We start from the raw sequence: 21752 nt of genomic DNA, 5'->3' as shown, positions 1-21752 counted from the left end.
CGCCGCCCTTCCCGACCGTAGAATCAGCGCTCCCTATCCCACCTGTGTGAGCGCCATGCAAATCCATCATTACCGCCGCGAACTCGGCCCATCCCTCGAGGAGCCGGTCTCCGTCTACCCGTATACGATGCGCAGCTTCCGGTCCGCCGCCGACGTGCCGACCCTGCACGCGCTGCTGCAGGAGGCTTACGCAAGCAATGGCAGCGCCCCGGCGCCGCGCGAGGAATGGTGGCGCGTGCTGTCGACCGACCCGGAATTCGACGCCCGCCTGGTGCTGCTGGTCGAGACGCCGGTCGGCACCCTGGCCGCCGCATGCATCGCCTGGAGCTCCGGCTTCATCAAGGATCTCGTCGTGCTGCCGGCCCACCGCCGCCTGGGCCTAGGCTCGGCCCTGATGGGCCACGCCTGCCAGGCCTTCCGCAAGCGCGGCGCGCATGCGGTGGCCCTGAAGGTCGAGGCGGACAACCACGCCGCGATCGCGCTGTACGAGGCGCTGGGGATGCGGCGGGTGGAGAGCGTGGCGGCCTAACTACCCGCCTGCCGGCGGGGCCGCCGAGGCCAGTGCGATGTACTCGCCTTCGATGGGGCGCGCGGCCATCTCCGCGCCGTCCAGCAGGTCGCCGCTGTCGTTCAGCTTTTCCAGCACGAAGCCGGCATCGGCCAGGAAGTCCGCCAGGCCGCCGCGCGCCTGGCTCGACAGGAAGGGCTCGCCCCGCCATCGCAGCCAGGCGTCGACCAGGCGGCTGCGGCGGCGGAATCCAGGACGCCCGTCCGGCAAGGGATCGAGCCAGGTGAAGGCCACCCGGCTGCGCGGCGCGGCCGCCGCCATCTGCGCGAACAGCCCGCGCACCGCCTCGAACGGCATGTACATCAGCAGTCCTTCCGCGACGAACAGGGTAGAGGCATCCGCGCGAAATCCCGGATGGCTTGCCAGCAGCGCACCCAGCTCTTCCCGCGCCAGGTCGGCCGCGATGTAGCCGATGCCGCTGCCGGCCGCGGCCCGCTTTGCCGATTGCGTGGCGGCCTGGTCGATCTCGATACAGCACAGGTCCGGCCGGATCGCCTTCAATTCCATGCACAGGGTGTCGAAGCCTGCGCCGAGCACGATCACTTGCGTGCAGCCGGCGGCCAGAAGGTCCTGCGCGTGCCGGCGCAGCAGTTGCTTGCGCAGCGCGAAATGCAGGCAGATGCCGGGCAGGGTGGCGGCTTCGAGCAAGCCGCACAGGCCGCGGAACCATGCCTGGCGCAGCAGGCCGGCCAGGCGCGGACAGGCGCCGCGCAGCATGCGTTCGCCGTGGCGCAGCGCAGCGGGCGGCAGCGCGGCGGCGGGCAGCCCCGGGCGCGCGCCGGCCAGTTGCAGTCCGCCGGCGACGACCACCGCGGTCCTGCTGGGGCGGCCCGGCTTCATGCCGCCAGCTCCGCCGGCAGGCTGCCGAACAGCGCCGCATAATGACGATACCAGTTGCTCTGGAAGCGCAATTGCGGGTCGAAGCGGCGTTTCGCTTCCAGGAACTGCGCGAAGCGCGGATGGCAGGCGCTGACCTGGGCCGCGCTCGCGGCTCTCGCGTAAGTCAGGTAGAAGCTGCCATCGCGCGCGATCGCCATGTCGATCAGGCGGCGGAAGGCCTGGTGCGTCGCCTCGATGCCGTCCGCGGTGTGCGGCGTGTGCAGGTTGAAGATGACGCAGGCGTAGTCCCGGCGCGCCCATGGCAGGAAGCTTTCCGTGTCGCGCTCGATCAGGCGGACGGTCCCGTAAATCAGATCGACGCCATGGTGCCTGAAATCGGCCGCCGCGGTGCGCATGAAGTCCGCCAGGCGTTCGCGCGGCACGTAGATCTCGCCGATCACCTCCGAGCCGCAATGGCCGAGCGCATGGTCGATCCCGGCATGGTAGCCGTCCAGATAGGTACTCTGCTGCAGCCGGTCGCTCCAGTCGCGACGGCCGTCCGTCGCAAGGTAATGGCGTGCGTAGTGCTCGAAGGCCGCGCTCTTGTCGGTGTGCGCCAGCCGCAGCAGCGCGCGCCAGTCCCGTTCGGACAGCTCCTTCGTCGCGGCGCCGGACGGCGTGTCGTCGTCGACCGGCAGGTAACAGGAAAACACGCCGCGCTGCATGAAGTCGCGGCTGTCCGGATCGATGGCGAACTGGAAGTCGCCGAAGACATAGCCGGCGGCGATGCGTTCCGCAAAGGCCGGCATCAGTTCGTCCAGCTGGAGCAGCCTGACGTCGCGCCGCATCTTCCGGCGCGGCGCGAGGCGCAGCGTCACGCTGGCGATGATGCCGAACAGGCCGTAGCCGCCGATCGCCAGCGAGAACAGTTCGGGGTTGGCGGTACGGCTGCAGTGCTGCACGCTGCCGTTCGCATCGACCAGCGTGAACGCCTCCACGTCGCCGATGAAGGGGCGCATGCGCAGGCCGCGTCCGTGTATGTTCGCGGACAGGCAGCCGCCCAGCGACAGCCGGTCGGCGCCGGTCTGCTTCTGGCGAATGCCCCAGCGTGGGCCGTCGGGCTTCGATGCGCTGTCGAGATAATCGATCAGTTCCGGCCACTCGATGCCGGCTTCGGCCTCGATCAGGCCGGCGTCGGCGTCGAAGGCCAGCACGCGGCGCATGTGCCGCATGTCGAGCAGGACGCCATCGGCGGCGAACTGCTGGCCGCCCATCGCATGCCGCCCGCCACAGACCGCCACCGGCAAGCCGCGCCGCGCCGCATCCGCAACGATGGCGCGGATGCCGGCAATGCTGTCCGGCTGGTGGATGCCCGCGACCCGTGTCGGGTTCAGGGCGGAATGGATATCGTTGACGAGCGAGGGGCTGTAACGTGGGGGCATGGCGCGCTTCCGGAGTTGGAAATGCAGCCAATATTGGCAGGCTTGCGCACCGGCGTCAGCGCTTTCCCTTGGGGGCTGCGTGCCGCCACCTTGGGTATCGCGCGATGCGCCGGGGTGCCGGGAGTGTCAGGCGGACAGGCCTTTTTGCAGCAGCTCCGCCACCAGTTGGTTCAACTCGACCCCGCGTTCCTTGCTCAGCGTCTGCAACTGCTGTACCAGGCCGCTGTTCAGCTTGACGGCAAATGGTACCAGTCCCAGGGCGCGCTCACGCTCGCGCTGTTCGCGGCGGTCGGGCGCAGGTCCGGATGCGGCTGCGCCGAAAGTAGCGCCCTTGGCAGCCATCTGGTTCATCAATTTCTTTGCATCGCTCTTTGCCAGGTCTGTCTTTTTCATCGCTTGCCTTTGTAGTTCGTGAATTGAAAACGGATTCTACTCGCGAAAGGCAGCCGCGCCGGAATGGCGCGGCCTTTTGAGCTTGGGCCCCCGCCTGCGCGGGGGCGACGGATAGATTTAGAACTTGTGCGCCACGCGCGCAAAGTAAGCCGCGCCGTTCAGGCCGAACTGCACGCTCTCGTACTTGAAGCCGTTGTCGGTCTCGTCCGGATTCTGCACGGTCGGATGCACGTTGAAGATATTCGTGCCGCCGACGGTCAGCTTGGTCTTGTCCGTGAACGACCAGGTGAAGGACAGGTCGGCCGAGGTCTTGGCTTCGTAGTGCTGGTTCGGCACCGGCGGGCCCGAGAAGGTGYCCAGGGTCTGCGGACCATAGTGGACGATGCGGAAGTCGGTTTCCAGCTTGCCCTTGGTGTAGTCGAAGTCCAGCGTGGCCTTGCGGCGCGGGCCGCCCTGTTCGATGAACAGGCGCTCGCGCTCGGACAGCAGCACGTCTTCGAAGCCGGCCAGCGCGCTCGGTGCGTGCACGCCGGTGACTTCGGTGCGGCTGAAGTTCATCGCCAGGTAGGTGGCCAGCTTGCCGCCGCCGATGTCCATGCGGTGCGAGGCGGTCAGGTCCAGGCCCTGGGTGCGGGTGTCGATCGAGTTCACGAAGAACTGCGCCTGGCCCACGCCCAGCGCCTGGAGGGTCGTGCCCAGCGCCGGGTAGTTGTCGGCGTCGAAGCGGCCCGACAGCACGATGCGGCCGTCGATGTCGATGTGGTACAGGTCGGCCGTCACCGAGACCGATTTGCTCGGGGTCCAGGTCAGGCCCAGGGTGTAGCTCTTCGATTTCTCTTCCTTCAGCTGCGGGATGCCGGCCGCGTTGGCGACCTTGCCGCCGTTCGGCGCCAGCACCACGTCCATCGGCACGCCGCTGATGAAGTCGGTGAAGGTCGACGAGAAGTAGACCTGCTGCAGCGACGGCGCGCGGAAGCCGGTGCTGGCCGAGGCGCGCAGCAGGACATCGTTGGTGGCCTTGAAGGAGCCGGCCAGCTTGCCGGTGGTGGTCGAGCCGAAGTCCGAATAGCGCTCGTGGCGGACGGCGGCCTGCAGCTTGGTGCGGGCGTTCAGGTCGGCCTCGAAGTCGAGGTAGGCGGCGCTGCTGTGGCGGTCGCGGTTGGTGGCGTCGCCGGGCTGGAAGCCCGGGAAGCCCTGGCTGCCGGCATTGCCGCCCACGCCCACGCCGTCGGCGTCGACGTAGGAGCCCGGCTCGCCGGCGAAGATCTGGTAGTTCTCGGCGCGGTATTCGAAGCCGAAGGCAGCGTTCAGGCCACCCAGGACTTCAGGATAGAAGCGGCTGAAGTCGGCGTTGGTGGTCAGCTGGCGGAAGGAGAAGCCGCCGGCGTCGAACTGCGAGGGGCTGATGCCCTTGCCGCCCTTGCTGAGGTCGAGATTCGCGATCGAGGCGTTCAGCGTGTGCGCGATGTTGTAGCGCATGCGGTTGTAGCCATAGGTCTGCGAGAAGTCGCCGGCCCATTCGCCGATGCGGGTGCGGTAGCCGAGGATGCCGTAGCGGTCGTCGATATCGCCGTTGATGTAGGGGACGAAGCCGTTCGGGTACATGGCGGCCGAGTTACGCGAGGGGATGTCGTCGGAACCGATGCCGCCGCGCGCCCAGGCGGCCGAGGAGGCGTCGCGGGTCTGGGCGCCGGCCGTCAGGTAGAGCTTGCCCGGTCCCATCGGGAATTCGCCGTTCACGTAGACGGTCTGGTTCTTGACCTTGGTGTCGCCGATGGTGCGCGGGTTGTCCGGTTCGGCGCGGTTGGAGCGGCCGCGGTCATAGTATTCGCCGGTGATGCCGAGCACGCCATCGGCGACCGCGATGCCGCAGTAGGCCGAGGCCAGCCAGTTCTTGCCGTCGTGCTTGGAGTATTCGCCGAAGCCGGCGATCGATTCGCAACCCAGGTTCTTCTTGAGTTCGACGTTGATCACGCCGGCGATGGCGTCGGATCCGTACTGCGCGGCGGCGCCGTCGCGCAGCACCTGCACGTCCTTGATCGCCAGCAGCGGCAGCGCGTTCATGTCGGTGCCGGTATTGCCGCGGTTGCGCGCGCCGAACAGGTTGACCAGGGCGGTGGTGTGGCGGCGCTTGCCGTTCACCAGCACCAGGGTCTGGTCCGAGCCGAGGCCGCGCAGGGCCGCCGAGTCGACCAGGTCGGCGCCGTCGGCACCGGTCTGGCGGGTCGAGTTGAACGAGGGCGAGATATTCGCCAGGGTCTGGGCCAGGTCGAACTGGCCACCTTGCTCGGCACTCTTGGTCAGCGGGATGTAGTCGACCGGGACCGTGGTATCGGTGGCCGAGGTGTTGCCGACGCGGCGCGAGCCGACGATGTTCACGCTCTGGATATTGGTGGCGTCGGCAGCGGCCGGCGCCGTGCTCTGGGCCAGTGCGGCGGACGGCAGGGCGGCGAGGGCGGCGCTGCCGTAAAAGGCGAGCAGAAGGGATTGACGAATCGCGTTGGGTTTCAAGTGCTGGCTCCTTGGAAAATATTGCATTTCCATGAATTTACCAGTTGGCAACCTGAGGCAATAAGTTAAACGTCTCATAACTACAACAATGATGCTTATAAGTTGAACTCATATTGTAGGGCAGCCTCATATTGACGTTATTTTGGTGCATTGGTAACATGGTTAGAATTTTTGGAGGCAGCCATGACCGATCAGGAATTCATTGCCGCGTTCGCCGCCGGGCGTCTCGCGCCGGCGGGATTCGACCACCGCGCCCACCTGCGCGCCGCCTTCCTGCTGCTGCGTTCACGTCCCTTCCTCGAAGCCTGTATCGCGATGCGCGACGGCCTGCAGGCGCTGGCCGGCAAGCTGGGCAAGCCGGACCTCTACCACGAGACCGTGACGGTGGCCTTCATGGCCTTGGTGGCGGAACGGTCGTCCGGTGCGGACGACTGGGAGGGCTTCATCGCCGCCCACCCGGAGCTGTGCCGGCGCGGGCTGCTGGACAGCTATTATTCGGCGGCGCTGCTGGCCTCCGGCGCCGCGCGCAAGACCTTCGCCATGCCGGACCTCGTCAACGCTGGAGGCAGGCATGGCTGAGAAAGTGACGGTGGAGCGGGTCCAGACCGGCCTGCGCATCGAGAAGYGGATGCTGAAGGTGTTGAAGGGGCTGGCCGAATACCACGACATGAGCCTCGGCGACCTGGTGGAGGGCATCGTCCTGCATGCCTTCGAGGGGAAGAGCGCGTTTGGCGAGGAGAGCCTGTCCCGCATCCAGGATTTGAAACGGATCTACGGGATGACGCTGGAGGCGAAGGATGCGCACCGTTTGCAGGAGGCGGCATCCGGCGCAACCTCGCAAGGCATCGCCAACAGGTGATCGAAGACCTCGTTCAACGCCTGCTGTCGACCGGAGCGATCACACCATCTGTTCGCCCTGGTCATGCGCCACGCCGGCGGCAATTTCGCGCTGCAGCTTTTTGGTCAGCCTGGCGAATACCAGCTCGTACGATCGGCGCAACAACGCCGCCGCTTCCTGGTCCGACAAGTCCGCCTCCCTGTTGACATGCACCCACCTGGCGCGCGCCAGGTAGGGCGCCGGAATGATCCCGGGACGATCAGTGAGTTCCAGGAAGCGATCGTCCTCGACCTTGAAGCTGATGCCCTCGGCGGGCGTCGCGCTGCCTGTCACCGCGAACATTTTTTCGCCGACCGAAAATACGAGGTCAGCGCCCCATTTGATGTCCTCCGTACAGCCCGCGAAACTGCGGCACAGCACCTTGGCGGCTTCGAAATCCATCTCCCGCACTCCCTGTCGTGTCAAGCAAACGCCAATGATATTACAGTGCAAGAGCGGCCCGCCAGCCGGGCCAGATTCGGGCGTAGCATACAAAGTTCCGGGAATAACATCGAAGCTCCGCAGTAGTAATGGCTTCCTGTAGGAAAACAAAGGCCTATCGCGGTACCTGATATACCAAAAAGCCTATCCAGATCCATCCGTGGAGTTAATGGTTGAATCTGGTCGACAGACAGCCAATGCGTACTGAAACAGTTCATCGACCAGCTTGTCGCGTGGGCCGCGTACCGTTCTCAGCAGCCCGATTCCCCGGGTGGGTGCCGTTCCTGGTAGGGTAATCCGGGTCATCGACAAGTTCGGCCCCCACATTGGCGCCCAGTCAGGAACCAGTGATATCCCGAGACCGCGGCTGACGAAGCTTGCAATGGTCATCAGGCCATCGATTTCGAGTCTCACCCGCGGCTGAATGTCGCGTTCCCGGAGATAGCGATCCGCAAGGCGTCCGCCCCAGATACGCCTGTCGTACTTGATGAAAGGTTCCGAACGCAGCAAGGCGTGCGCGTCTTCATCGCTCTTGAACGTGCCGGGGGCAATAAGGACGAGGGGTTCCTCGGCGAGGGCATGCCATGCGCATGCCTTGGGAATGGCGAACTGGTGTTCAACCACGATGGCAGCATCCAGCTCTCCAGCCATCACCTTGGTCGCCAATTCTGCGGAGTGCCCTACATCGACAAAAACCGACAGCTCTGGGTGGTCGGCGTACAGTTTTTCGAGGGCCGGCGAAACGATCGAAATGGCGGCGGAAAAGAAGCTGCCAATGCGCAGCTGTCCTAGTCCGACCTGATCAATCGCTGCCGCGCGGAGATCGGCCACATTGCGCACTACACCGCGCGATTGGTCCAGGATCTGCAAGCCGGCCTCCGTCGGCTTCACGGCTCGGCCGGATCTTGTGACCAGTTCCACCCCCAAGTCCTCTTCCAAGGTGCGGATCCGCGCTGCAACAGCGGCCGGCGTAAGGTCGAGCCGACGTGCTGCTTCCGCTATCGATCCGCATTCCACGACAGCGACGAAACTCTGCAAAAAGCGGGTGTCCATGTCGAAAGTCTAGCACGACGGGCACCAGAAGATAATTTTCTTATCGTTCAAAGGTAAGAATCGGCTCTGTATCCCTTAAAAATTTTAATCGACAATCAGCTCATGTCTGTTTATCTCGATAAGGGAGCATCATGAACCATCCAGTACAAAGCGTCCGCAACCTGGTATCCGAAGCCGAATGGGAGGCGCGGATCACCCTTGCCGCTGCATATAGGTTGATCGCCCATTTCGGCATGTCCGACCTCATCTACAACCACATCACTTGCAAGGTCCCAGATGCAGATGGCGAATTCCTGATCAACCCCTATGGCCTGCTATACGAGGAAATTACCGCATCCTCCCTCGTCAAAATTAACCTTGCGGGCGACGTCCTGTTCAATCCGAACCCGACCTATGGCATCAACCCGGCGGGCTACGTGATCCACAGTGCCATCCACGGCGCCCGCCATGAAGTGGATTGCGTCATCCACACGCACACGCGCGCCGGAATGGCCGTATCTGCACTGGAGTGCGGACTATTGCCGATCGCCCAGACCAATATGCGCTTCGGCAAGATCGCTTATCACGAATACGAAGGCGTTGCGGTAGATGTCGATGAGCGCGAACGCCTGGTCGCCGACCTCGGCGACTCGGACGTCATGATCCTGCGTAATCACGGACTGCTGACTTGCGGTCCGAGTGTGGCCGAAGCTTTCAACACGATGTACTGGTTGGAGAACGCCTGCAAGACCCAGCTCGACGCATTGGCCTGCAATACGGCCCTGCACCTGCCGCAACAGCACGTTATCGCCAAGACCGCTCATCAGTTTGAGCCTCAAGTACGCCGGCCCTACGGAATCATGGAGTGGCCAGCCATGATCCGACTTCTCGATCGTCGCGACACTTCATACCGCGACTGATTTCTCTTCATTCCCAACAATTCATAAGTCAGACGGACGGCCCCGCCTACTTGACCGGTAACTCTTCGGTCGAGCGACTGCAGTCGAAAGAAGCTGACATGCAACATTAGGAGACAACGATGGAAACCATCAATGAAAAGCAGGTGATGGGCAAGATCTTCTGGCGCCTTGTGCCCTTGCTCATGGCTTTATATGTGCTGTCTTACATCGACCGGATCAATGTCGGCTTCGCCGCACTGACCATGAACAAGGACTTGGGCCTGAGCGCTTATGTCTTCGGCTGGGGCGCTGGCATCTTTTTTCTTGGCTACTGCATGTTTGAAGTGCCCAGTAACCTGATGCTGGCCCGTGTCGGAGCACGCCGTTGGATCGCGCGTATCCTGTTCACTTGGGGCCTCCTGTCGGCCGGCATGGCTTTCGTCCAGGGGCYAACCAGCTTTATTGTCATGCGCTTCCTGCTTGGCGCTGCTGAAGCCGGCTTCTTTCCAGGCGTTGTGCTGTATCTGACTTATTGGTTCCCGGCGCGCTACCGCGCACGCATCATCGCCGCCTTCATGTTGTCGATCCCGCTGTCGATCGCACTCGGTGCGCCGCTGTCGACCTGGATCCTGCAGATGGATGGCCTCTATGGTCTGAAGGGATGGCAGTGGTTGTTCATCATCGAAGGGGTGCCGGCTGTGCTCGCTACATGGACCGTTTTGCGTTACCTGACCGAGCGACCGGAAGCAGCAAGTTGGCTGTCCAGCAAGGAGAAAGGCTGGCTTGAAGAGCAGCTGGCCGCTGACCGCGAAATGGCGGGAACGACCCAGCAATCCTCGTCGCTGCGCACGGTGTTCACAAATCCTGCTATCTTGGCTTTGAGCTTCGTGTACTTCTGCGGCACGGCGGCCAACGTCGGGCTGTCGTCCTTCCTGCCGCAAATGATCAAGCAGCATGGCTACTCGAACCYGCAGGTCGGCTTCCTGACCTCGCTGCCGTATATCGTCGGCTGCATTGGCATGCTGGTCATCGGCTACTGGTCGGACCGAACGAAGGAGCGTCGCCTGTTCCTCGTCGCCACCATGCTAATGGCTGCGACCGGCCTCTATCTTGCCGCCGCGTTTGGCGGCTCGATCTGGTCGATCTTGTCGCTGGCGCTCGCTGCGGTCGGTATCCTGGGGCTGAAAGGGCCATTCTGGCCGCTGCCAGCTGCCTACCTGAGCGGCACAGCAATGGCAGGCGGAATTGCCTTTATCAATTCGGTGGGCAACCTCGGGGGATTCGTCGGCCCCTACGCTGTCGGTTGGATCAAGGAGGCATCGGGAAGTTTTACTGGTGGACTGTACGCACTTGCTGGAATCTCGGTTACCGCAGCGATCGCAACCCTCATTTTTGTTCGGGGCCGGGGTCCGAAAATTAATGTTCCCGTCGCTGTACCACAAGGTAAGAGCAAGGTCGTCAGCTAATCATCCTCATATTAATCATCGAGACTGTCTCGCGCACGAAGCTTTAGTGCCTCGGCGCGAGAATGTCGTGTCGCTAAATGTGATGTCGTGATGGCGGGAATGTTATCTGGTTGTAGCCATGATGTCCGCTCCCACCGATAGCGGAGCCTTCGGAAGGTTCGGTGTATGGGCGGATGGCTCCAAGAATAAGCAAGAGGGTAGCCACGCGCCCTTATTCCTGATGAAATTCTTCCGCAGTCGAGAACAGGTCCCAGGCGGCGATGAACAGCGCCGCGATCACCGGTCCGATCACGAAACCGTTCAGGCCGAACAGGGCCATGCCGCCCACCGTGGACAGCAGCACCACGTAATCCGGCATCTTGGTGTCCTTGCCGACCAGGATGGGGCGCAGGAAATTGTCGACCAGGCCGATCACGAACACGCAGAAGAGGATCAGCACCACGCCCTGCCAGATCGCGCCGGTCACCAGGAAGTACACGGCCACCGGCGCCCACACGATGGCGGCGCCGACCGCCGGCAGCAGCGACAGGAAGGCCATCACCACGGCCCACAGCAATGGCGCCTGCACGTGCAGGATCCAGAAGATCAGGCCGCCCAGCGCGCCCTGCGCCATCGCGACCAGCACATTGCCCTTGACGGTGGCGCGGATCACGGTGGTGAAATGGGTGAACAGGCGCTGCTTGTACTTGCGGCTCAGCGGCACCGCGGTCCTGATGCGGCCCGCCAGCGAATGGCCGTCGCGCAGCAGGAAGAACAGCAGGTAGAGCATGATGGTCAGGCTGACCAGGAAGTCGAGGGTATTGCTGGCGAAGTTGAGCGTGTACTTGGCCGCGACCTGGCTGGCCTGGGCGGCGACGCTCGACAGCTTTTCCTGGATGGTGGCCAGGTTGGTGAGGTCGAAGCGTTCCAGCAGGCCGGTCAACCAGTCGGGCAGCACGCCGATGATCTGGCGGAAGTAGGTGCCGAAGTCGATGTGGCCGGTACTGATCATGTTGTACAGCCCGACCGCCTGCTGGACCAGCGAGGCGCTGATCAGGGCCACCGGGATGATCACCATCACCACGATCGAACCCAGCGTGAGCAGGGCGGCCAGGTTGGCTTTCTGGCCGGTGGCGCGCAACAGGCGGCGGTACAGGGGAATGAACAGGATCGCCAGCACCACGCCCCAGAACACCGCGCCCGAATAGGGCGTCAGGATCCAGACGAAGCCGATGGTGACGACGGCCAGGAGGGAAAGGAAGACTTTTTGCTGGAGGGTGTATTGGCTGGCAGGTGGGTTCATACTCTTATGATAACGCCATATGCCGTTCCAGGTAGTCTTCGAAGGCCTCGCGCGGCAGGGCTTTCGCATGGAACCAGCCCTGGATGTAGTCGCAGCCGAAGGCGGCCAGCAGGTCGCGCTGGACGCCGGTCTCGACGCCCTCGGCGATCACTTCGATGCCGAGGCGGTGGGCGAGGCCGACGATGGCCTCCGTCAGCGCCTTGTCGCCGTCGTCGTCGGCCAGCTGGTCGATGAAGGATTTGTCGATCTTCAGGTAGTCGACGTCGAAATGCTTCAGGTAGGCGAGCGAGGAAAAGCCGGTGCCGAAATCGTCGATCGAGACCCTGGCGCCGGCCTCGTGCAGGGCGCCCAGGCAGCGCGAGACCTGGCCGGTGTCGCTCACCAGCACCCCTTCGGTGATCTCCACGGTAATACAGGACGGCAGCTCGGACCGCAGGATGCGCTCCAGYCATGGCAGCGGACCCTGGCGCTCGAACTGCAGCGGCGAGATGTTCACGCTCAGCTCGATCGTGCAATCGTATTTCCGGCGCCAGCGCTCGATGTCGGCGATGGCTTCGCCCAGCACCCAGTCGCCGATCTCGCCAATCAGGCCGGTCTCCTCGGCCAGCGGGATGAAGGTGGCCGGGCTGACCGCGCCGAACTCCGGATGCTCCCAGCGCAGCAGGGCCTCGGCCTTGCGCACGCGCCCGGTGGTGGTCTCGACGATGGGCTGGTAGTGCACGTGCAGCTGGCGCCGCGCCAGCGCCATGCGCAGCTCGTTGGTCAGCCTGAGCTTGAAGGAGGCCTGCTGCTGCAGGGAGGCGGTGAAATACTGGAAGTGGCCGCGCCCGGCGCGCTTGGCCAGGTACATCGCATGCTCGGCATTCGCCAGCAGGGTGGAGGCGTCGCCGGCGTCGTCGGGATAGACGCTGATGCCGATGCTGGCCGACAGGTAGGCCAGTTCGTCGCTGCCGAGGCCGAGCGGCGCCGCCACCGCGTCGATCAGGGCGCCGGCGACGGTCTCGAGGTGCAGCTGCTGGTCGCCCTGGCCGAGCGCGATGGCGAACATGCCGCCGCCCAGGCGCGCGATGCCGGCGTCGGCCGGGACGCGGCGCACCATGCGCCGGGTCAGCTCGATCAGGGCCTCGTCGCCCCTGGCATAGCCGTAGGCGTCGTTGATGTCCTTGAAGCGGTCGATGTCGAGCAGCAGCACGCCCAGCCGGCGCCCTGGGCCTTGCGCATGTCCTGCTCCAGGCGGTCGAGGAACAGGCGGCGGTTCGGCAGGCCGGTCAGCGGATCGAAGTTGGTCTGGCGCCAGATGACTTCATCCTTCTGCTTCTGCTCGCCGATGTCCCGGAACTGGATCACATGGCGGTAGATGCGGCCGTCCGGATGGCGGATCACGCGGATGTTGACGAACTTCGGCGTGACGCTGCCGTCCTTGTTGCGGTCCTGGATCTCGCCCTGCCAGTGGTCCCTGGCGGCCAGGGTCTCGCGCAGGCAGGTATAGAAGCCCTGGTCGTGCATGCTTGAATCGAACAGCTGGGGTTCGCGGCCGGCCACCTCGTCCAGCGTGTAGCCGGTCTGCTGCGTGAAGGCCGGGTTGGCCTCGACGATGCGGTTGGCGTCGTCGGTGACCAGCACCGCTTCCGAACTGGTCTGGTAGATCAGGTTCGCCATCCGCATCGATTCTTCGAGGTCGCGCTGGTGGGTCACGTCCTGCACGGTGCCGCTCAGGATCGTGCGGCCGTCCGCCATGATCGGACTGCACAGCACGCGTATCCATTTGCGGGTGCCGGCGGGGGTGACGATCCGCAGCTCCAGGTCGAAAGGCTTGCCCTCGGACTCGGCCTCGGCGAGCGCGCGTTCGGCCTGGATCCGGTCGTCCACGAGGCAGCAGGCCAGGCAGGCCTCCAGCGTCACCGGCCGCCCGGCGGGCAGTTCGTAGACGCGGATCACCTCGTCGGTCCATTCCAGGTGGCCGGTCGCCGCTTCGAGCTCCCAGGCGCCGATCCGGGCCAGGGAACTCATCTCCGTGAGCAGGCGTTCCTGCCGGCGGATGGTGCGCTCGTGTTCGATGCGCATGGTCACGTCGCGCGCAAAGCCCAGCACGCCCAGCACCTTGCCGTCGGCTTCGGCGATCGGCGTCTTGATCGTTTCGTAGGTATGTTCTTTCGCATCCTCCGCCGAGGTCACGTGCGTGTCGTGGGCGAGCGGCTTGCCGTAATCGAGGGAGGCGAGGTCGGTGCTGCGCATGTATTCGGCCGAGGCCGGCGGGAACAGGTCCTCGTCGCGCTTGCCGATGACTTCCTGGCGCGGCTTGCCCACCAGTTCCTCGAAACGCGCATTGCATGCCAGGTAGACGCCGGCCTGGTTCTTCAGCCAGATCACGTCGGGACTGCTCTCGACCAGGGTGCGCAGCAGCGCCTTCTCGCGTTCGAGTTCGGCGGTGCGGACCCGCACCGCCTTGCGCACCGAGCGCAGCCAGAAGGCCAGCATCAGCACCAGCGCGCCCAGCGCCAGCAGGGCCACCAGCAGCCTCTCGGCGACGCGCATGAAGGGCAAGGGCCGGCCCATCCATTTGTCGTGCAGTGCGTCGAGTTCGGCCGGCGTGATCTTCGCCATGCCGTCTTCGACCATGGCGAGGGTGGCGTCGTCGCCCTTCCTGACGGCGCGCCGCAGGCCGTTGCGCGTGACCTCGAAGGCCCTTACGTACTGGCGCTGCAGGCCGAGCTGGTAGAGGCGGTAGTCGGCCGAGTATTCGTCCATGCACAGCAGCTTGATCGACTGGCGGGCGGCGGCGTCGACCAGGGCCTGGTAGGTCGGGTAGATCCGCACGCCGGTGACGCCCTGGCGCAGCAGCTCTTCGGCGCAGGCGTCGCCGGACTGCACCCCGATCTCGAAACCCTTGAGGCTGGCGATGTCGTGGATGCCGCCGATCGAGGCGTCGGCGTAGACGGCGGTGGCGACCGTCGTATAGGCCGCCGAAAAATCGAGGGTGGCGGTGCGCTCGTCGGTGCGGAAGATGGTGTCGATGACGTCGGCGCGGCCGGCCGCCAGCGTCGGCTGGGCCTGGGCCCAGTTGACGGCCACCAGCTCGGCCTTCCTGCCGGTCTTGCGCTCCCACAGGCGCCACAGGTCGACCGTGTAGCCTTCCAGCGAGCCGTCGGGATTGCGGTGGACGAAGGGAGGATAGTTTTCGTCCAGAACGACACGTAGCGGCACCGCGCAAACGAGGCCTGGAAGACAAAGCACGGCAAGCACGACGACGCGCACGACCAGCATGGACACGCTCCTGGAGAGGCCGGCCAGCTCCGGTGGATGGGCTAGCCAGGTGGTGTGAAGATATCATGAAGCCCGGTGCCTGCTCCAGAGGCGCGTGACGGCAATCCGCGGCCGGCTCTCAGCCCTCGGGGCCGGCCGGGGGCGGTGGCTGCACGGGCGTCGCGTCGCGGGCTTCGCGCCTGCGCAGGCTGCGGTTGGCGGCGACCACGCCGACCCCCACGATCGCCAGGCTCAGCATGGCCCCGAGCGAGGGCGTGGCCAGCCAGCGCAGCAACTGGTCGGGCAGTTCGGACGGCGCCTGCTGGGGCGGATCGGAATCGATGGGCGCGGCGGCGGGAACGGGCTCGGCCTCGCCGGCCAGGAAGGGCGCCAGCTCATGGGAGAAGGCGATGGCGTCCTGCGGCGTCCGGCTGGTGAGGAGGCGGCCGTCGCGCACGGCCTGCTGGTTGCGCCAGATGGCGCCGGCATTCACCAGGTCGTCGCGCACGCCCGGCCAGGAGGTCAGGGTGCGCCCGGCCGCCAGCCCGCAGGAGACCAGCAGCAGGGCCGCGTGCGACATCGCCGCGATCGGCTTGCCAGCGGCATCGAAGGCGCGCACGAACTCGCGCGCGGAGAGAGATTGGCGCAGCAGGTCGGGCGCGATATAGCCACCGGGAATCAACAGGCCGTCATAGTCGTCCGCGCGGACCGCGTCGATGGTCCGGTCGACCCGCACCAGCTCGGCGGGCTGGTGCCCGTTCATGCCGCGGATCCGGCCGGCGCGCAGGGCCACCAGTGCGGATTGCGCGCCCGCGTTCTTCAGCGCCATCAGCGCGGCATCGAGTTCCGCCTGTTCGACACCGTCCGCCGCCAGCACGGCAATCCGCTTGCCGGCGAGTTTTCCGGATCCGTTCATCGTGAGCTCCTCGTTGTCCATCGTCCCTTGTTAGCAGAGTTGGCAGACATGGCTTTAGTTCCGCTTGACCTATTCATAACCGCGTGGTTATACTTAATCCATAGCCACGCAGTTATGAATTCAGATGGAACAGACACCCGACACCCCCGACGCCATTTTCAGGACCCTCGCCGACCCCACCCGCCGGGCCCTGTTCGAACGCTTGTGCCGCGAAGGGGAGCAGACCGTCGGGGCCTTGACGGCCCAGGCCGGGGTCTCGCAGCCGGCCGTGTCGAAGCACCTCGGCATCCTCAAGCAGGCCGGACTCGTCAGCGACCGGCACGAGGGACGCCAGACCCATTATTCCGCCCGGTTGAAAGCGCTCGCCCCGCTGGTCGACTGGACGCAGCAGATGTCCCGGTTCTGGGAAGACCGGTTCGATGACCTCGATGACCTTTTGAAAAGGATGGATCAATGATGAATGCTTCGCCGCAGCTTGCTTCTGAACTTCGCACCGTCACCGTCGAACGCGAGTTCGCGCATGCGCCCGAGAAGATCTGGCGCGCGCTCACCCAGCCGCACCTGATCGAGGCCTGGCTGATGAAGAACGACTTCGTGCCGGCCGCGAACCACCGCTTCAGCCTGCACGGCGACTGGGGCTCGGTCGACTGCCAGGTGCTCGAGATCGAAGCGCAGCGCAGCCTGTCCTATACCTGGGCCGCGATGGGCCTGGACAGCGTGGTCACCTGGACCCTCACGCCCAGCGGCGCCGGCACCCGCCTGCGCATGGAACAGAGCGGCTTCCGTCCGGACCAGGACCAGGCCTACCATGGCGCCCAGTACGGCTGGAACAAGTTCTTCGCTTCGCTCGACCAGGTGCTGGCGGGGCTGGGAGCGGCGGCATGAGCGAGGCCTCCGTACTGATCGACGAGCGCATCGCCAGCCTGCGGGACTGGCGCGGCGCCACCCTGGCGCGGATGCGCGCGCTGATCCACGAAGCCATCCCCGATGTGGTGGAGAGCTGGAAGTGGATGGGCACGCCGGTCTGGGAACACGGCGGCATCCTCTGCACCGGCGAGTCCTACAAGTCCTGGGTGAAGCTGACCTTCCTGAAGGGGGCCTCGCTGGACGATCCCGCGAAGCTGTTCAATTCCAGCCTGGACGGCAATGCGCGGCGCGCGATCGACATCCGCGAAGGCGAGGAGGTCGATGCCGAGGCCTTCAAGGCGCTGATCCGCGCCGCGGCCGCGCTCAATGCGTCGGCACAGACGAAGACGAAGCCGAAGCCGAAGCGGGCGAAGGCGCCGGCCTGCGCATGAAGGCGCAGCGCTGCGAGGCGGCCAGGCCTTTCAGGTAGGCGCGGCGCACCGACCCTGCCGTGATGCAGGCGGACACGTGCTTCGAATGCCGCTCGGCGCCGCTGAGCTTGCGCACCCAGCTGCGGAAGGGGATCAGGCCTTCGGCGGTCCGCTGGACCGCGCCGACGGCCTGGTCCTCCGCCACGTCGGACGCCTTGTTCATGAAAGTGTCCTCGTCTTTTGCCGAGGGCGGCGCATCGTAGTCGGGACCGAGCGCCTCGTCGAGTTCGCGGATCTCGCGCGCGATGGCGGTGCAGCTGCGGTTCTCCGGCGGCCGGTAGGGATTTTCCTTGGCTTTCTCGAGCACGGCCGGCACATCCTGTTTCGTGATGCCGAGATCGTTGAGCGGGGAGGCGGCGGCGCTGCCCATCCGCGACACCGTCTTCGAGGCGCAGGCGCCCAGGGTGAGCAGGGCGGCAAGCGAGATGAACCTGATGGCCGGATGCATGCTAGCCCTCGGCCGCTCCGCCGACCAGGATGGCCCCATCCTCGACCCGCGCCTGGATCAGGCAATCCCGTCCCGTCGCCCGGCCCTGGCGCAGCACCAGGCCATGCCCCAGCGCCGCGGCCAGCGCGCCGGCCGCGACCCCGGTCGCGCTGTCTTCCAGCGCCGCATCGAGGTGGTTGAAATTGCGGCCTTCATAAACGCCTTCCGCCAAGCGGCAGTAGACATACAGGCCGTTCACGCCGTTCGCCTTGCCCCAGGCCGCGATGCCGGCCAGGTCGGGCGCCAGGCCGTACAGCGTGTCCGCATCCTCCACTTCGACCAGCAGCTTGGGGCTGCCGACCGAGGCCACCCGCGGCCGCGAGGCCAGGACCAGGCCGGGTGCGTTCAGCAGGGCCGCGATCCCGTCGCCGCCGATGGCGGCCTGCGGCACCGTCTGCGGCGCCAGCTTCACGAAATAGCGCCCGTCCTCGCGCGACAGTTCCAGTGCCTGGCCCTTCATGGCGGTGCGCACGGTGATCGCCTGCGCGTCCTGCTCGCGTTCGAGCAGGACGGCGGCCACCGCCAGCGTCGCATGCAGGCAGAGCGGACTGCGCATGTGCGGATAGAAGTAGTCGACCTCCCGGTCCCGGGACAGGAAGACGCAGGTGGTGTTGCGCGCGGCGGCAAAGGCCTGGCGTGCGGCCGGGTCCATGCCGTCGTCTTCGATCACCAACGCCGGGTTGCCGTCGCCGGGGTGGGCCCCGAAGCAAATCAATTCGTGTACGTGCATGTTCGCAAATGCTGAAGTCGTCAGTTATACTGTGTTTTTATACAGTATTGTCTTTTTCCAAGACAATTGTAGATCTATTTGCCCAGACACACGATGCCATCCGAGCCATCTTCCCAATTTGGCCTGCACCTTGGCCTGCCCCAGTATGCGGAGCTGTTCTGCCTGTCGAACTTCTCCTTCCTGCAGGGCGCATCGCACGCGGAAGAACTGGTGGCGCGCGCCGTGCAGCTGGGCTATGCGGCGCTGGCCATCACCGACGAGTGCTCGCTGGCCGGCGTGGTGCGCGCGCATGCGGAGGCGAAGAGCGCAAAACTGCCGCTCATCATCGGCGCCCATTTCCACCTGAAGCAGCCGGACGGCGCCGATGCGCTGTCCCTCATTTTGCTGGCCCGGAACCGCAACGGCTACGGCAACCTGTCGGAACTGATCACGCTCGGGCGCACCCGCAGCGGGAAAGGAACTTACCTGCTGCATCCCGCCGACCTGGAAAACGGCATGCCGGACTGCCTGGCGATCCTGCTGCCGGCCTATCCGGGCCACGACCAGCAAGGCGTCGACCGCCTGCACGCCCAGGCGGCCTGGATGGCGCTGACCTTTCCGGGCCGCGCCTGGATCGGCCTGAACCTGCTGCACCGCGCCTTCGACGACGCCCACCGCGCCACCGTCGAGGAGGTCGGCTGGCAGCACGGCCTGCCGATCGTCGCCGTCGGCCACGTGGTGATGCACCTACGTTCCCGCAAGCCCTTGCAGGATACCTTGAGCGCGACGCGGATCGGCAAGCCGGTCGCCGAATGCGGCTACCAGCTGGCCCAGAACGCCGAGCAGCACCTGCGTTCGCGGGTGCGCCTCGCCAACATCTATCCGCGCGCCGCGCTGCAGGAAACCCTGCGCATCGCCGGCCTGTGCACCTTCTCGCTGGAGGAGTTGCGCTACGAATACCCGGACGAAGTGGTCCCGCCCGGCCACACGGCCACCAGCTACCTGCGCAGCGAAACCTGGATCGGCGCGCACCGGCGCTTCCGCGACGGCATCCCGGCCAGGGTGCAGGCCCAGATCGAGCACGAGCTGCAGCTGATCTCCGAGATGCGCTACGAGCACTACTTCCTGACCGTGTACGACATCGTGCGCTTCGCCCGCTCCCGGCACATCCTCTGCCAGGGCCGCGGTTCGGCCGCCAATTCGGCGGTCTGCTACTGCCTCGGCATCACCGAGGTCGACCCGGCGCGGGCCAGCCTGCTGTTCGAACGCTTCATCTCGAAGGAGCGCAACGAGCCGCCCGACATCGACGTCGACTTCGAACACCAGCGCCGCGAAGAAGTCATCCAGTACATCTACCAGAAATACGGACGCACCCGCGCCGCGCTGGCGGCGGTGGTGATCAGCTACCGTCCGAAAAGCGCGCTGCGCGACAGTGGGCGGGCGCTCGGCATCGACCTCGCCATCATCGAGAAGGTCTGCAAGCAGCACCACTGGTTCGACGGCAAGGCGGACCTGCTGAACCGCCTGGCCGAGAGCGGCCTCGATCCGGAAGCGCCGCTGTCGCAGCAGTGGGCTTCGCTGGCCCAGCGCCTGCTCGGATTTCCGCGGCATCTCTCGCAGCACCCGGGCGGCTTCGTGATGGCGCGCGGGAAGCTCTCGCGCCTGGTGCCGATCGAGAATGCGACGATGGCGGAGCGCAGCGTGATCCAGTGGGACAAGGACGACCTCGAGGAGCTGGGCCTGATGAAAGTCGACGTGCTGGCGCTGGGCATGCTGTCGATGCTGAGACGCTGCCTGGAGCTGGTCGGCCGGCGCCACGGCATGGTGTTCGAACTGCAGGACATCCCGCACGACGACCCGGCCACCTACCGCATGATCCGCGCGGCCGATACCGTGGGCGTTTTCCAGATCGAGTCGCGTGCCCAGATGAGCATGCTGCCGCGGATGAAGCCGCGGCAGTTCTACGACCTGGTGATCCAGGTGGCCATCGTGCGTCCGGGGCCGATCCAGGGCGGCATGGTGCACCCCTACCTGAAGCGGCGCGAGGATCCGTCGCTGGTGACTTACCCGAGTCCGCAAATGAAGGTGGCGCTGGAGCGCACGCTGGGCGTGCCGATCTTCCAGGAGCAGGTGATGCAGGTGGCGATCCTGGCGGCCGGCTTCACGCCCGGCGAAGCCGACCAGCTGCGCCGCGCGATGGCGGCCTGGAAGCGCAAGGGAGGGCTCGAGAAGTATTACGAGCGCATCGTCGGCGGCATGCTGAAGCGCGGCTACGACCTGACGTTCGCCGAGCAGATCTTCAGCCAGATCCAGGGCTTCGGCGAATACGGCTTCCCGGAATCGCATGCGGCCAGCTTCGCGCTGCTGGCCTATGCCAGCTCCTGGCTGAAGTGCCACGAGCCGGCGGCCTTCCTGTGCGCCTTGTTGAATAGCCAGCCGATGGGCTTCTACAGTCCCTCGCAGCTGGTGCAGGATGCGCGCCGCCACGGCATCGAGGTGCGCCCGGTGGACGTCGCCGTCAGCGGCTGGGAGTCGGCGCTGGAAGAAAGGGGCGAGCCCTCGTCCACCCAGCCGGCGGTGCGCCTCGGCCTGCACCTGCTGAGGGGAATGGGCAAGGAGGCGGCCGAGCGCATCGAGCTGGCGCGCGCGATCCGCCCCTTCCTTGACACGGCCGACCTGGCGCGGCGCGCGAACCTGGACCGCGGCGACCTGCAGGTGCTGGCCGGCGGGAATGCGCTGCAGGCGCTGGCCGGACACCGGCGCCAGGCCCTGTGGCAGGCGGTGGGGTCGGTGCCGGACAAGGACCTGCTGCGACCCGCCTCGCTGGAAGAAGACGTGCCGGTGCTGGCGGCGCCCAGCGAGGGACAGGAGATCGTCGGCGACTACCGCGCCCAGGGACTCACGCTGGGCCGCCATCCGCTCGCGCTGCTGCGGCCGCAATTACTGGCGAAGCGCTTCCTGCCGGCCGAGGTGCTGATGGACTTCGCCAACGGCCAACTGGCGCGCGCCTGCGGCATCGTCACCGTGCGCCAGCGCCCGGGCACGGCCAAGGGCGTGCTCTTCCTCACCATCGAGGACGAGACCGGAAACGTGAACGTGATCGTGTGGGCCAGCCTGGTCGAACGGCAGCGCCGCGAGGTGCTGAATGCGCACCTGCTGGGCGTGTACGGGATCTGGCAGAGGGAAGGGGAGGTACGCCACCTGGTAGCCAAGCGGCTGGTGGATATGTCGCACCTGCTGGGGAATCTGGATACGCGCAGCCGGGATTTTTGTTAGCGTGTAGCCGTCATTCCCGCGAAACTCCACCGTCGTCCCCGCGAAGGCGGGGAC

General features: G+C 65.6%; 21 protein-coding genes. 9 read left to right on the top strand and 12 right to left on the bottom strand.

What is annotated here, in order from left to right; all coding sequences use genetic code 11:
• Positions 1-55: 55 nt before the first annotated feature.
• Positions 56-529 carry a GNAT family N-acetyltransferase gene (locus tag AC1DIX_RS21560; RefSeq protein WP_477327273.1) on the top strand — a complete coding sequence of 158 codons (474 nt, stop codon included), beginning with the start codon at positions 56-58 and terminating at the stop codon, positions 527-529.
• On the opposite strand, the gene AC1DIX_RS21555 is transcribed toward AC1DIX_RS21560, so the two are convergent.
• The 4 genes from AC1DIX_RS21555 to AC1DIX_RS21540 form a co-directional block, all read right to left on the bottom strand.
• Positions 530-1408 carry a class I SAM-dependent methyltransferase gene (locus tag AC1DIX_RS21555; RefSeq protein ID WP_477327271.1) on the bottom strand — a complete coding sequence of 293 codons (879 nt, stop codon included), beginning with the start codon at positions 1406-1408 and terminating at the stop codon, positions 530-532.
• On the bottom strand, positions 1405-2829 hold the full coding sequence (locus AC1DIX_RS21550; RefSeq protein WP_477327269.1) for an FAD-binding oxidoreductase: 1425 nt from the start codon (positions 2827-2829) through the stop codon (positions 1405-1407). Before AC1DIX_RS21550 ends, AC1DIX_RS21555 begins: the two co-directional genes overlap by 4 nt.
• 126 nt (positions 2830-2955) lie before the next feature.
• Positions 2956-3222 (bottom strand): hypothetical protein, encoded by a 267-nt coding sequence (locus tag AC1DIX_RS21545; protein WP_442123468.1) that lies wholly within the window; start codon positions 3220-3222, stop codon positions 2956-2958.
• 117 nt (positions 3223-3339) lie between these two features.
• Complete coding sequence (locus tag AC1DIX_RS21540; protein WP_477327267.1) at positions 3340-5733, bottom strand: TonB-dependent receptor plug domain-containing protein; 2394 nt, start codon at positions 5731-5733, stop codon at positions 3340-3342.
• A 183-nt stretch (positions 5734-5916) separates the two neighbouring features.
• Here AC1DIX_RS21540 and AC1DIX_RS21535 point away from each other — a divergent pair, with 183 nt between their 5' ends.
• Together AC1DIX_RS21535 and AC1DIX_RS21530 are read left to right on the top strand one after the other, a co-directional pair.
• Positions 5917-6312 (top strand): hypothetical protein, encoded by a 396-nt coding sequence (locus tag AC1DIX_RS21535; protein ID WP_477327265.1) that lies wholly within the window; start codon positions 5917-5919, stop codon positions 6310-6312.
• Positions 6305-6592, top strand: coding sequence for a hypothetical protein (locus AC1DIX_RS21530; RefSeq protein WP_477327263.1), 288 nt, complete (start codon positions 6305-6307; stop codon positions 6590-6592). Before AC1DIX_RS21535 ends, AC1DIX_RS21530 begins: the two co-directional genes overlap by 8 nt.
• 39 nt (positions 6593-6631) lie before the next feature.
• Here the strand turns inward: AC1DIX_RS21530 and AC1DIX_RS21525 are convergent, their stop codons facing one another.
• Together AC1DIX_RS21525 and AC1DIX_RS21520 are read right to left on the bottom strand one after the other, a co-directional pair.
• On the bottom strand, positions 6632-7012 hold the full coding sequence (locus tag AC1DIX_RS21525; RefSeq protein WP_477327261.1) for an MmcQ/YjbR family DNA-binding protein: 381 nt from the start codon (positions 7010-7012) through the stop codon (positions 6632-6634).
• A 183-nt stretch (positions 7013-7195) separates the two neighbouring features.
• The gene (locus AC1DIX_RS21520) at positions 7196-8104 is read right to left on the bottom strand and encodes a LysR family transcriptional regulator (RefSeq protein ID WP_477327259.1); all 909 of its coding nucleotides are present in this window, start codon (positions 8102-8104) and stop codon (positions 7196-7198) included.
• 131 nt (positions 8105-8235) lie between these two features.
• On the opposite strand from AC1DIX_RS21520, the gene AC1DIX_RS21515 reads away from it, so the two are divergent.
• Together AC1DIX_RS21515 and AC1DIX_RS21510 are read left to right on the top strand one after the other, a co-directional pair.
• A complete protein-coding gene (locus AC1DIX_RS21515; protein ID WP_477327257.1) occupies positions 8236-9003 on the top strand; it encodes a class II aldolase/adducin family protein in 768 nt (255 codons plus the stop codon).
• A gap of 119 nt (positions 9004-9122) precedes the next feature.
• A complete protein-coding gene (locus AC1DIX_RS21510; protein ID WP_477327255.1) occupies positions 9123-10448 on the top strand; it encodes an MFS transporter in 1326 nt (441 codons plus the stop codon).
• A 211-nt stretch (positions 10449-10659) separates the two neighbouring features.
• Here the strand turns inward: AC1DIX_RS21510 and AC1DIX_RS21505 are convergent, their stop codons facing one another.
• The 4 genes from AC1DIX_RS21505 to AC1DIX_RS21490 form a co-directional block, all read right to left on the bottom strand.
• Positions 10660-11730 carry an AI-2E family transporter gene (locus AC1DIX_RS21505; protein WP_477327253.1) on the bottom strand — a complete coding sequence of 357 codons (1071 nt, stop codon included), beginning with the start codon at positions 11728-11730 and terminating at the stop codon, positions 10660-10662.
• A 4-nt stretch (positions 11731-11734) separates the two neighbouring features.
• On the bottom strand, positions 11735-12922 hold the full coding sequence (locus AC1DIX_RS21500) for a putative bifunctional diguanylate cyclase/phosphodiesterase (protein WP_477327251.1): 1188 nt from the start codon (positions 12920-12922) through the stop codon (positions 11735-11737).
• A complete protein-coding gene (locus AC1DIX_RS21495; RefSeq protein WP_477327249.1) occupies positions 12847-14994 on the bottom strand; it encodes a PAS domain S-box protein in 2148 nt (715 codons plus the stop codon). Before AC1DIX_RS21495 ends, AC1DIX_RS21500 begins: the two co-directional genes overlap by 76 nt.
• A 118-nt stretch (positions 14995-15112) precedes the next feature.
• Positions 15113-15889: a type 1 glutamine amidotransferase domain-containing protein gene (locus AC1DIX_RS21490; RefSeq protein ID WP_477327247.1), complete on the bottom strand. Its 777-nt coding sequence runs from the start codon at positions 15887-15889 to the stop codon at positions 15113-15115.
• Between the two features lie 124 nt (positions 15890-16013).
• Between AC1DIX_RS21490 and AC1DIX_RS21485 the strand changes: the two genes are divergently transcribed.
• From AC1DIX_RS21485 to AC1DIX_RS21475, 3 genes are read left to right on the top strand one after another with little or no spacing between them, the layout of a single operon-like run.
• Positions 16014-16346, top strand: a complete 333-nt coding sequence (locus AC1DIX_RS21485; protein ID WP_477327245.1) for an ArsR/SmtB family transcription factor — start codon at positions 16014-16016, stop codon at positions 16344-16346.
• Entirely contained in the window at positions 16346-16774 is a 429-nt protein-coding gene (locus tag AC1DIX_RS21480; protein WP_477327303.1) for an SRPBCC family protein, read from the top strand. Before AC1DIX_RS21485 ends, AC1DIX_RS21480 begins: the two co-directional genes overlap by 1 nt.
• Complete coding sequence (locus AC1DIX_RS21475) at positions 16771-17187, top strand: DUF1801 domain-containing protein (protein WP_477327243.1); 417 nt, start codon at positions 16771-16773, stop codon at positions 17185-17187. Before AC1DIX_RS21480 ends, AC1DIX_RS21475 begins: the two co-directional genes overlap by 4 nt.
• Here AC1DIX_RS21475 and AC1DIX_RS21470 read toward each other — a convergent pair.
• Positions 17120-17674, bottom strand: a complete 555-nt coding sequence (locus tag AC1DIX_RS21470; protein WP_477327241.1) for a hypothetical protein — start codon at positions 17672-17674, stop codon at positions 17120-17122. The two genes, AC1DIX_RS21475 and AC1DIX_RS21470, sit on opposite strands and share 68 nt — an antisense overlap.
• Position 17675: 1 nt before the next feature.
• Positions 17676-18443 carry a PhzF family phenazine biosynthesis protein gene (locus AC1DIX_RS21465; protein WP_477327239.1) on the bottom strand — a complete coding sequence of 256 codons (768 nt, stop codon included), beginning with the start codon at positions 18441-18443 and terminating at the stop codon, positions 17676-17678.
• 93 nt (positions 18444-18536) lie between these two features.
• On the opposite strand from AC1DIX_RS21465, the gene AC1DIX_RS21460 reads away from it, so the two are divergent.
• Positions 18537-21698 carry an error-prone DNA polymerase gene (locus tag AC1DIX_RS21460; RefSeq protein ID WP_477327237.1) on the top strand — a complete coding sequence of 1054 codons (3162 nt, stop codon included), beginning with the start codon at positions 18537-18539 and terminating at the stop codon, positions 21696-21698.
• Positions 21699-21752: the final 54 nt, after the last annotated feature.

The organism is Massilia sp. 05N420, from assembly GCF_056397205.1.
Note: the sequence above shows the minus strand (reverse complement) of the source record. Positions and strands in the feature narration are given on the sequence as shown.